Source organism: Nocardia sp. CWNU-33 (assembly GCF_046764895.1).
Taxonomy (GTDB): domain Bacteria; phylum Actinomycetota; class Actinomycetes; order Mycobacteriales; family Mycobacteriaceae; genus Nocardia.
Genome location: NZ_JBKOQN010000001.1, coordinates 43610 through 54516, shown reverse-complemented (window position 1 = coordinate 54516; position 10907 = coordinate 43610). Strand labels below are relative to the sequence as shown.

Sequence of the window (10907 nt, the reverse complement as noted above, 5' to 3'; positions counted from 1 at the left end):
CGTTGTGCCCGTGGAGAAATCAATCCATGGGGCATCGACACCGGATAAAAAATTCGTGCCCCCGGCAGATTCTGCCGGGGGCACGAATGGTCTGAGTCGTACTCTCAGAAGAGTCCTGCGAGCGCGGAGTCCGTGCCCTGAAGCTCCGAGTTGCCCTTGTCGATCAGCGTACCGGCTCCGGACAGCGTGGTGTTCAGCTGAACGACGTGCTGCTGCCAGCTGCGCTGGAACTCGGCGAAGGCATCGTTGGTCGCACCCTTCCAGTTCTGGGCGACGAATTCTTCGACCTTCTTGTGGAAGGATTCCAGCTCGTCCCGAATGCCTTCGGCGCGCTTGATGATCTGGCGCGCGCCCTCGGCGACACCCTCGAAGTTAGCGGAGATATTCTGCGATGCACCGGCCATTTTCAGGTTCCTTTCGTGCGAGTTTGGGGGATTAGACCGGCGGCAGGTCGAGGCTGGAAACCTGGGCCTGCACCTGCTGGGCGAAGTCGGTGTCCTGAGACTCGAACGACGATCCGGCCTTGATGAGCTTCTCGGAGGTCTCCATCAGCTTGTCGTTGAGCTTGTCGGCCTGGAAGTAGTAGCGCTCCATGAAGGCGTTGAACGCATCACGCGCCGCGCCCTGCCAGTTGGCGCCGTTGGTGACGTTGTCCTCGTCGGCCTTCAGCGTCCGGATGGCGATCATCAGGCTGTTGTGCTGCTCCTGGAACTCCTTCGCCTTCTGCGCGATCAACTCTGGACTAGCTTCAAGATGCCCTGCTGCCATGGTGGCTCCTCCTCTTTCTACTGATTGTCAACGTTGCAGGTGCCAGCTGACCTGTTCATATGTTTGGACGCGTCCTAGGCCTGATCGGTTCCATCCAGTTCGGACAAAAGATCTTTGGATTGCGTCTCGTCGCGTGCGCGTTGTCGACCGGCTGCATCGTGGACGGAAGGCCTGGATGAGATCCCCCCGGACGTCTCGTACCGCGGTGCCGCCGCGTCGGTCGCTGCCAGCGCTCCCCTCCTTCCCCCTGTGCTCGCTACCACCTGAACTGGCGAGTGGGCTGGCTGCGCATCACCCTACCCAATGGCGTGCCGTGGCGCTAGCAGTGTCCAGAACCCAACGCGGCGTGCACGAACCAATGGCATGCCGTTACTTCACGACTTTCGCAATGGTGGGAACCATCTTGTCGAGCAGAACACCCTGGGATTGCGCGGTCCACACTTGAAAGGCCTGTACTGTCGACGGGTCGTCCACCACCACGATCTTGCCTTTGGTCTGCATGATCGAGCTCGGCAGGCCGCGCAGGCCACTGTTCATTGCATCGCTGTCGGACCGCAGCACGATGACAACGTCGGACTCGCTGTCCGGGGTAAAGCCGTTGACCGACAACGCACGCGGCGATTTCTCATCGCCGACCGCTTTGTACTTCGGGCTGTACAGGAAGCCGATGCTCTGCAGGAATTTGGCTTGTTCGCTCGGGTTGATCACCGCCGACAGCGTGGAGTTGCCGAAATTGAAAGCGACAACAGATTTCCCGGAGAATTGCGGATTTTCGCTGCGGGCGTTGGCCAACTTGTCGCCGCCGCCACCGGAATCCGATCCGCGGCTCGTGAAAAAGAAAGTGCCTGCCGCGACGGCGGCGATGACCACGGCCAGTATCGCGGGCACCAGGAATCGGCGAGAGCGGGAGCGCCCGTTGCCGTTTCGCATGGTCGCGACAAGGCGCTGGTCGGTGTCCTCGCGCTGCGGCGGGGAGTACCCGCCGACGGGTCCGCGTGGGTCGGTGATCGGTCCGGTGATGGGGATGTGCGAACCGGTGAGCGGCGCGGCGAGCGGGGTCCGTGGATCCGTCGAGTAGCCGGCCTCCGGTGCGCGAAACTGGTTGCCGTACAACGCAGCCTCGGCTGCCTGGACGAATTCGCGGCAGGTCGCGTAACGATGCGCGGGGTCCTTGGCCATCACCGTCTCGATCACGCCGTCGAGCGCGGCGGGCAGACCGGGGCGAACCGCGCTCAACTTCGGCGGCGGCTCATGCATATGGCCCATCATGACCACGGCGGGCATGGTCGACGGGTAGGGATTCTGCCCGGTCAGCAGCTTGAAGAAGGAGCAACCGAGACTGTAGATGTCGGCACGGTGGTTCAAGCTGGTGCCCACCAGCTGCTCGGGTGGCGCGTAGGCGACGGTGGCCATGAAGTTGCCTGTCGCCGTGAGGTCTTGGCCGTCGTCGGCGGACTTCGCGACACCGAAATCGGTCAGCAGCACCCGTTCCTCATCGCCCTCCTCCGCGGCGGAGAGCAAGAAATTGGCGGGCTTCACATCGCGGTGTAGCAGCCCGCGCCGATGTGCGTAGTCGAGGCCCTTGCCGACCTCGGACACGATCCGCAGGGCCCGCTGCGGTGTCATCACCGACGGCCCCTTCTTGGCCTCCTCCGAGGCATCGGTGCCCTCGACGTACTGCATGGCGATCCACAGTTGTCCGGCCTCTTCGCCACGGTTGTACACCGCGACGATGTTCGGGTGGTCGAGCCCGGCGGCCAGGTTCGCCTCGCGCTCGAATCTGGCCCGGAACTCGTCGTCGGTGGACAGATCGGCGCTGAGCACCTTCAAGGCGTCGCGACGGGGCAGGATCGGGTTCTGCGCCAAATACACGGTGCCCATTCCGCCCGCACCGAGGACCTGAAGCACCCGGTAGCCGCCAACGATTGCACCGGGCCGCAACGCCATTCGGTCCTCCCTCAACGATGTCGAACGCCCGGACATGCGAGCCTTCCGGAGAAATCTAGCAAGTCACCGCAAGATATGGCGCTCGCGCCGGTCGTCTCCCGGCCACTCGATCCGGCCTCAGTTACTTGTGATCAGGGCGTACTGCGCGGAGATCTTCTGATGGAGGTCCTGCAATTGCTTGGAGGCGGCCTGCACGGTGTATCGGTCGACCTGAAAGGAACAGATGTTCATGGCGACAACCTGCTTATCGCCGGACCCGACCAAATCCGCATAGCATTCGATCTGCTGCTCGAGCCCGGGCGGTGCCTCGATCATCTTTTGATTCGGCTCCAGGGTGGTGGAGGGCTGCCACTGTTTCCACAGGGCGCGCGCGCCTTTGTCGGATCGGCTGCGAAACACCACGGCGTCGCCGAACGAGACGAGGTCGACCTCGCCGTCCTCCAGTCTGGTCAGCGACGTCGGAGCCGCCTGCAACAGCGATAGCGCGCCACGGCCGGTGTAGAGGCCATCCGGCTCGGCGCGCAGTGGTGCTTCTGGATTGCTCGGCAGCGTGTGTCCGAGCAGGCCCGAGGGATCGAGGGCGATGTGCTGCAGCTCGCCTGCAGGCGTCGGCTGGAACTTATCGATGAGTGGAAGCTGCACGTCGAGCATCCGCTCGACCTGATCGGTCAGGGCGGGCAAGTCGGGCGCGGAGGTGTCGTCGACGACCTTGATGAAGATGACGTACCGGTCGTGCACGGTCCACGAACCGATCGAGGAGACATCGGGCCGCCAATGGGCCGTCGTGTTCGCATGTTTGGTGATCGGGACCGGCTGGTTGTCGCGGCTATAGGTGAAGTCGTCGTGTTCCAGCGCAGGGCCGACCGCCGACGCGGTCTTCGCGTCCGGGAACATCAGGACCGCGACGTTCAGGGTGCGTCGTTTGGCCTCGGGTTCGCCGCCGGTCTGCCAGGCGTTGACCCAGCCTGCCACCAGATCCGCTGCGACAGTATCGAAGGTGTCGTTGATGACGAGGTTGGCGATCGTTTTTCGATTGAGCACGATATGCGTACGGATTTGCCATGCGTCCTCGACGTAAGACGGGTCGGCCTCGAACGGCAAGGCCACGAAGTCGGCCAGCCGTTGCGCCTCTCGGGCGCGAGCTTGGCGCTCGCTCTTGGCATTACCGATCACGTGCGGTGTGGTCTGATAGTTGCCGACATCCCACTGGGATAGGTCGGGCTGCGGCCGGGTGGGGGTGCCGGACACCGCTGAGCCACAGGCGCTCGCACCCAGCGCGAGTGCCCCGGCGAGCAGCAGTGCCACCGCGGCTCGCCCCGGTGTCGATCTCCTGGCGGGCCGCATACCCGCCCCTGTCATTCGGGTAGTCCGCACTGCCTATCGCCCCTGAGCCAACAGCTTGTATTGCGCGGCAGCCTGCTGATGGAGCTGCTGCACGTTCTTGTTTTCGATGCGCGCGACGTAGCGGTCGTATGCCACGTAGCACACCGGCGGATAACGGTAGTTATTGCCTTTCGGATCTTTGAGATCGAAGCATTTGACCCCCGGCATATGAGGCGGACTATCGATCGTCTTGTAGCCCTTGGCTTCTTGATCGATGAATGCGGCGATCAGGCGTTCCGCGGCGTCCCTGTCCTTGGTCCGGTACACGCGGTCGTCGGAGTAGGAGACCAGATCGACGCCCGCGTCCTCGAAGGCGGCTTTGGCCAGGTCGGGATAGAACTCGGTGTGCAGCGCCGCCTGTTTCTCGAGGACCATGGACAGATCACCGCCGTCTTTTTCCGACGGCGAGCGTTCCAATTGCAAGGTACGGCTCAGTACGCCGTCGACGTCGATCGGCAGTGATTTGAGCTGGTCGACCGGTGTCGGGATGTAAGCCTTCAGTCCTTCGAGCTGCTTGTCGAAGGCGCGCTGCGCAAGCTCGGCCAACGGTGCGGTGTTCACCGGTTCGGTGAGCGGGTCCTCGACGCGGACCAGCAGCAGCATGGCGTCCTTGGTGAGCTGGGCGTCGAGAAAACGTTTGCTCACCGACCATTTCGCCTTGGCCGCCGGAATTCCGGGAATCGTTACGGGCTCGCCGGGTAGTGCCTCCTGCTGCCGGTCGGCAATGCGGGTGGCGGCTGCCTCGGCGTGCACGGCGTCGGTGAAGCGCAGTGTAAACATTTGCAGTGCCGAACCCGGAAAGGATTCGCGACGTAGGCCGCGGGTGTACCAGCCCGCGACCAGGCCCTGGGTCAGATCGTTGAACTCCTTCTTGTCGATGGAGGGCAACTCTCTGGGATCCGCGGGTGTGATGCGTCGCTCCCAATAAATCGTCTGCTTGAAGACCAGCCTTCTATCGATTTCCATCGGAAGCGGAACCGCGGCACCGATCCTGGCCGCCTCCAGGCGCGGACCCGACAACTCCGTTCGGGACGCTTCGATATCGCGCGGCGCGGTCGGATAGTTGCCGACATCGAGCGTGGCCACATCGTAGGAGGGGGAGTCGACGCTGTCGCCCGAGTCACCACAACCGGTCAACGCGCCGAGCGTCGCGGCGATGGTCAGGCACAGGAATCGAGTTCGCAACATGTCATGCCCCCTTCGCCAGCACCGCGTATTGCGCGGCGGCTCGCTGATACAGCGCGGTGTCGACCCGCGAGGACAGCGGAGATATCGAGACAACGACGCCGACATACCGTCCGTAGACGACGGCACAGAGCTCGTCGAAATTCCTGAGACTGTCGGTGCTGTCGAGCTTGATGCACCGTGCGTCGGGCAGCCCGGGCGGCGGATTCAGCACCTCGTCGTTCTTGCCGGTCTTGACCAGCGCTGACTGCAGATGGAATGCGGCGGTGAGATCGCGTGCGCGGTAAACGATCCCGCCGCGCCGGCCGATCAGATCGACCCCGCTCTCCTCGAATGCCTTACTGATTTCGCCCGGGTTCCGCTCGAAATGCAACTCACCGGAGGGTTGGAAGGCCGCGAAGTCGTTGTCGGAAAAGAACGGGTCGCTGTAGTCCGGCGCCTTGGGCAGCGCCAACCGCATAATGCCGTCCGGATCGAACGGTAGATCGAGGATATCGTCCAGCGGAGTCGGCTGCTGCTTGTCCAACAGTTCGATCTGCTGGCTGATGGTCTTACCGAAGATGTCGGCGATCGCACTCTGGTTCGGTTGCGGGACACCGGTATTCACAAGAATGGCATAGGGCCCGTGCGAGATGAACGCGAGGGCCGCAATGTCATCGAGGGATGATGCCCTCGCATCCGGGTGGCCTGCGATCGGAATGAGGTGGCGTCCCGGGTCGATGTTGGCGATCTGATGGAACTGATCGGCGGCCTTCGCGGCCGCGGCGTCGGTCGGGAATCGCATGATCGAGATGATCAGCTTTTTCCGATGGCGCAGATCGGAGTTGATCGCCGACATGTACACGCCCGCGAGCAGGTTGTTGTCCTCGGCGGCCGGTCGGAACTTCTCGGGAACGTAGTTCGGGCCGATCATCGACTCGGCGTCGTTCATGAACTTCAGATTGCCGATATCGGTGATGTCGCTATCGATCTCGAACGGATGTACCAGGTAATTGAGCATTCGGCGCGCCTCGATCAGCCGGATGTCCGGGTAACCGACGATATCGGGCTGATAGGCCATCGGCTCCGGCGTGTAGGCCCCCACCTTCAACGACGCCACATCCACCGGTGTCAGACCCGGCTGCGGGTTTCCCGAAACACCGCTCGAACAACTCACGGTTGCCACGGCCGCCGCCGTAATCAGTGCGGCCAGCCCGCTTCTGAACCTCATTCTTCCCCCGTCCCGGCAGATCCTCGCCATCGTCCGTCCGTACGGGACGCCGGCAAGCCTCACACCCACCCCGCGTTCCCGCAGTTCTCGCGGGATACTACTTCACTCGCGCGGGTCGCACCGGGATCAGCTTCTCGTCGTAGGAGTCTGTGCGGCGGTGTCAGAGACTGTTGGCGAGCAGTGCGTATTGCGCCGTGACCTTCTGTCGGACATCGGGCTCTTTGTCACTGGTCACCACGCCGACGTACTGCTTGTACGGCACATAGCACCGGTATTTGTATTCGCGGTCCGGATCGCCTTTGCTATTGAGCTCCAGGCACTTTGCGCCGGGAACATCGTTGGGTGCGCCGATCGGGTCGAACTGGCTGCCGGCGCTGCCGATGAGTCCGCTGATGAGTTTCTCGGCAGCGGCGGAATCGCGCGCCCGCGTCACGGAGCTGGCATCGACGATGGCGACGCGGTCGACACCGGTCTCCTCCATCAGGCGTTTGCGGACGCCCTCGTCCTCGGAGGAGCTGATCATGAAATTCGCTCCGTAGATGGCGAAGCTGATGCCGTCGGGGGTATGTCCCTTGCGGTCGGCGACCGCAACCCTGGCCAGTAGGCCGTCGGGGTCGACCTTCAGGGTGCCGAGCTTGTTCTGTGGAGTGGCCTGGAATTTGTCCAGCGCGGGGACCTGGGCGGCGAGGGTCTTGTCGACCCAGCTCAACAGGTCGGGGCCGTCGGCCTTCGGGCGCTGGACGAAAAGCGAGATGACGAATTCCTTGTAGGCCATGAAGGTGCCGATGGTGGGAACGCCAGGGCGCCAATGGTTATAGGAGTCGGGGAATTTCGTCGACTGGAGTTTGCGGTTGTCGGGGGAGACCGCGAGATCGGTGTCCTCCAACTCCCTGGCGGCGAGCTTCGCGGTGGCCTCGTCGGGGAAGCGGAGCACGACATTGGTGACGGAGGTGGCCTCCGGCGACGGACGCTTCTCGCCGGGCGGATCCGGCCGGTCCGCGCCGATGGCGGCGTAGCCGACGACCATCTTGCGGTTCTCCAGGATCGGTTTGGACACGTTGGCCAGGAAGTCGATGGCATCCTCGGCGGTGGCGAGCAGCGTGCTGCCGCGCCCGTAGTTGAGTACCGGGTCGATCCGCACGGTCGGGACTACGAACTCCGACATCCGCATGCCCTCGAGCAGCGCCCCGTTGCTGCCCGCGTCCTGTGGGTACTTGTGACGGTCGACCTGATAACTGCCGACCTCCAGCTTGCGGACGTCCAGTTCCCCGGCGGTCGGCGTCCCCGGCACGCTGCATCCGGTCACGACACCCGCCAGTCCGATACAGGCCGCGGCCAGCGCAATGCGCGAAATCCGAACCATGACAGGCCCCTCATTCCTCCCGTTTGTACATCTGAAGTTACCGGAGTCACGCGCAGAAGGTTCAATAGATCGTGTCGCTCGTATTGCCATACTCTGGTGTCGTGAGGACGAACCCGCACTCCACAGCCGTCGGGGGCCGATACCGTTGAAGGATCGGCAGGTTGAGGTCGTCGCCGGAGGTCACGCGGTCGCCAGGGTCGGGGGCGCGGTGGTGGTCGTCGCCCATCGCGGGCCGGGCAAGCCGACTCCGCAATCACCTGCTGTGCTGGCCCTGGAATCGATCGCCGAGCTCATCCGTACGGCCGCCGAGCAGCAGCCTGCCGGGCCGGGCGCGCTGGTGGCACGGCAGGCCACCCGCTGGTTGATGACGCACGCCGAACAGATCAGCCCGGGGGAGCCGATCGATTTCGGTGTGCTTTCCGCGGCCGAGACCGGCGGGGTGGCGATTTTCCTGCACGGTTCGGTTACTGCGGTGCTCGCCGGAGACGGCACAGTCGAGCGATATCGAGGCAGCGACGCGGCCTTCACCGTCGATCGCGTCGCGAGCGTCCCGGCACGGGCGGTCGCATTGTTCGTCGACGATGCGAAGGGTCGCGTCCCCGAGCTGCCCGCTGAGCGGGGGATCGGCTGGCTGGTGGAGGGCATCGCACAGGCAGGCGGCGCCATCGTCTGGTCGGATCCGGTGCGCGGTAGGTCCGGCGGGGCCGGACCTACCGCCGACCATCGGCGCATCGCGCCGCCGACCGCGCACATTGATGCAGCGCCCACGCCTGCCTCCGAATCGGATGCGGACCCGTATCCGACCGGCACACAGGCGTCGACGGCGATGCTCGATGCCGCCCAGGATCAGCACGGCATCGACCTGCACTACGCGCCCACTCAGGCAGGCGGCACCAACCCGGCGCCGCTACCGGATCCGGATCTGCAGCGCAGGCTGGAGGCCACCGCCAAGGCCACCGTCCTCACCGTGAAAGTGCTCGGATTCAAATGTGCGCGTGCCCATCCCAGCGATCCGCGCTCGGCGTTCTGCACCGTGTGCGGGATGCCGGTCGACCAGACCCAGCAATTGATCGAGGTGGTCCGTCCGCCGCTCGGCATGCTGATCCTCGACGACGGCATGACCTACATGCTGGCCGCAGACGCCGTGCTCGGCCGCGACCCCGAGCATTCCGAGCAGGCGCAGCGCGGCCTGATTCCGCTCGAGGTCAAGGACTCCTCCGGCGGTATGTCCCGCGCGCACGCCGAGATCATGCTGGTGAATTGGGATGTGTCCGTGGTGGATCGGGGATCCACCAATGGCACCCGGACCCGCCTGCCCGGCTACCGCGATTGGGTGCGGCTGCCACCGAATCAGCCGCTGGTGCTGGTGCCGGGCACCGAGATCCTGATCGGCAACCGCGTCCTGCGATTCGAACCAGCCGCCCCGCCGCCCTTCGGCTAGCGCACTGCGCGTACGAGTACTGCCACGCCCCGACCGGCGGCCCGGACGGTCAGCGGCTCGGTTCTGCGGTCACGAATATCGCGACATACAGGTCTTTTCGCCGTTGATGACGCCCGCGCGAAACGCGTCGACACGAGAGAATCCACTTCGCACGGTCTGGCCCTGGACGTCGCTTGCTGCCAGTCCGTCTGTCAGCAATCCTGATACTGCTTCGTCGAGATCGCCTGCGGCGAGGGTGATATCGCCCTGTGAGATCGGACGCCCCGCTTGGGCGAGTTTCCCGGTGACCACCCCGGACAGGCAGGCCGCACGCAATCCGGTCTTGGCGCCGACCAGCTGCTGGCCGTTGCTCTGCTGTACGGCAAGGGTGTATCGGGAGATGAAGACGACGTAGCCGTTGTAGTCGCCGGTCACCTTCAATGGCAACGGATTGTCGATGTCGGCGTTGGAGGTGCCGCGCTGCGCGAGTTCCGGGATATCGGTCGCGATGGTGTTCGCGGCGGGACAGTAGGAGACGGGTTCGGTGGTGACGCCGTCGCGGCAGTCGATCTTCGCGCCGGAGTAGTTGTAGGTCGGTGTCTGCTCGATCGGCAGGATCGCGGCGAGCGCCTTGCTCAGCTCGATCAGGTTTTCCTTGGTGATCGGGTATTCGCCGCGGCCCTGGTCGCCGGTGAAACTCTGTGGCAGATTGCCGCGCCGCCGCGCGATCTCGTTGATATCAATAGCCCTGCAGGCCTTGGGTCCGTCGGTGAAACCGACCTGCACCGCGGTGACCCGTTCGAAGGCCGAGCCGTGCACGCTCTCCGGATCGTCGGGGTCGGCATCGCGGATCGCGACCGTCGCGGCGAGCACCGAGTTGAGGCCATCGGAGGTGTTGATGGTGAAATGCGCGGCGCCGCCCTCGGCCACATGCCGCATGAACGCGCCCGCGAAGCAGTCGGCCTGCTGTTCCTTGACGATCACCGGGTCCTTGGGCGCGACGATCTTCGCCATGCTCTGGATCGCGTGCCCGTATTCGTGGGCGAGCACCATGACCACCGACATTTTGCCGAAAGTGTCCTCCATGGTCGGCAGCAACACCGAACGGTCCCAGCCGATGGAGTTGTCGAGTCGGCAGTACGCGGCGTTCACGAGGTGATAGGTGGTTTCCTTACAGAACTCGGGAGCCTGACTCTTCTGTGTTTTCGCGCTCCAGGAGATGAGCTTGTCGACCGGCTTGAACTCGCCCTGGAATTCTTTGCCGAATTCGCCGCGCCAATAGGTTTGGATATCGTCGACGGCGTTGAGGGCGAGGGTGTCGGTCGCGCTGCCATCGCCGTTGGTTGCCGTGAGTCCGGTACCGGGGACGCCGGCGCGCGGTCCGCTCGGTCCGCTGGTGGTCGGCAGCCCCGCCACTTTGAATGGATCGTCGTAGACCGAGACCGCCCTGCCCTGCACCGAACGGGTGCAGCCGGCCAACAGCGTCACCGCGCACAGGACGGCCGTAAAGAGGGCGGTCGCTTGGAGTTTCGGCAAGGCTCCCCCTGGTCGGCCGGAAAGACGTTCACATCGGTCGCCGGATCGGGGTAATGGCGCATCGGGGGCACCGCCGATGTCCGGGTGATGGAATA

Annotated in this window: 9 protein-coding genes; 1 reads left to right on the top strand and 8 read right to left on the bottom strand. The window is 64.3% G+C overall.

Annotated features, from left to right (window positions below):
• Positions 1 to 104: 104 nt before the first annotated feature.
• The 7 genes from ACLMAL_RS00255 to ACLMAL_RS00225 form a co-directional block, all read right to left on the bottom strand.
• The gene (locus tag ACLMAL_RS00255) at positions 105 to 404 is read right to left on the bottom strand and encodes a WXG100 family type VII secretion target (protein WP_406236431.1); all 300 of its coding nucleotides are present in this window, start codon (positions 402 to 404) and stop codon (positions 105 to 107) included.
• A gap of 31 nt (positions 405 to 435) precedes the next feature.
• A complete protein-coding gene (locus ACLMAL_RS00250; RefSeq protein ID WP_406236433.1) occupies positions 436 to 768 on the bottom strand; it encodes a WXG100 family type VII secretion target in 333 nt (110 codons plus the stop codon).
• A gap of 369 nt (positions 769 to 1137) precedes the next feature.
• The gene (locus tag ACLMAL_RS00245; RefSeq protein ID WP_411997245.1) at positions 1138 to 2715 is read right to left on the bottom strand and encodes a serine/threonine-protein kinase; all 1578 of its coding nucleotides are present in this window, start codon (positions 2713 to 2715) and stop codon (positions 1138 to 1140) included.
• 117 nt (positions 2716 to 2832) lie between these two features.
• Positions 2833 to 4074: a hypothetical protein gene (locus ACLMAL_RS00240; RefSeq protein WP_411997244.1), complete on the bottom strand. Its 1242-nt coding sequence runs from the start codon at positions 4072 to 4074 to the stop codon at positions 2833 to 2835.
• Between the two features lie 18 nt (positions 4075 to 4092).
• Complete coding sequence (locus ACLMAL_RS00235) at positions 4093 to 5286, bottom strand: hypothetical protein (RefSeq protein WP_411997243.1); 1194 nt, start codon at positions 5284 to 5286, stop codon at positions 4093 to 4095.
• Between the two features lies 1 nt (position 5287).
• Positions 5288 to 6493 carry a hypothetical protein gene (locus tag ACLMAL_RS00230; protein WP_411997242.1) on the bottom strand — a complete coding sequence of 402 codons (1206 nt, stop codon included), beginning with the start codon at positions 6491 to 6493 and terminating at the stop codon, positions 5288 to 5290.
• A 160-nt stretch (positions 6494 to 6653) separates the two neighbouring features.
• Positions 6654 to 7856, bottom strand: a complete 1203-nt coding sequence (locus ACLMAL_RS00225; RefSeq protein WP_411997241.1) for a hypothetical protein — start codon at positions 7854 to 7856, stop codon at positions 6654 to 6656.
• Between the two features lie 145 nt (positions 7857 to 8001).
• On the opposite strand from ACLMAL_RS00225, the gene ACLMAL_RS00220 reads away from it, so the two are divergent.
• Positions 8002 to 9297 (top strand): FHA domain-containing protein, encoded by a 1296-nt coding sequence (locus ACLMAL_RS00220; protein ID WP_411997240.1) that lies wholly within the window; start codon positions 8002 to 8004, stop codon positions 9295 to 9297.
• Between the two features lie 69 nt (positions 9298 to 9366).
• Here the strand turns inward: ACLMAL_RS00220 and ACLMAL_RS00215 are convergent, their stop codons facing one another.
• A complete protein-coding gene (locus ACLMAL_RS00215; RefSeq protein WP_411997239.1) occupies positions 9367 to 10812 on the bottom strand; it encodes a metallopeptidase in 1446 nt (481 codons plus the stop codon).
• Between the last annotated feature and the right edge of the window lie 95 nt (positions 10813 to 10907).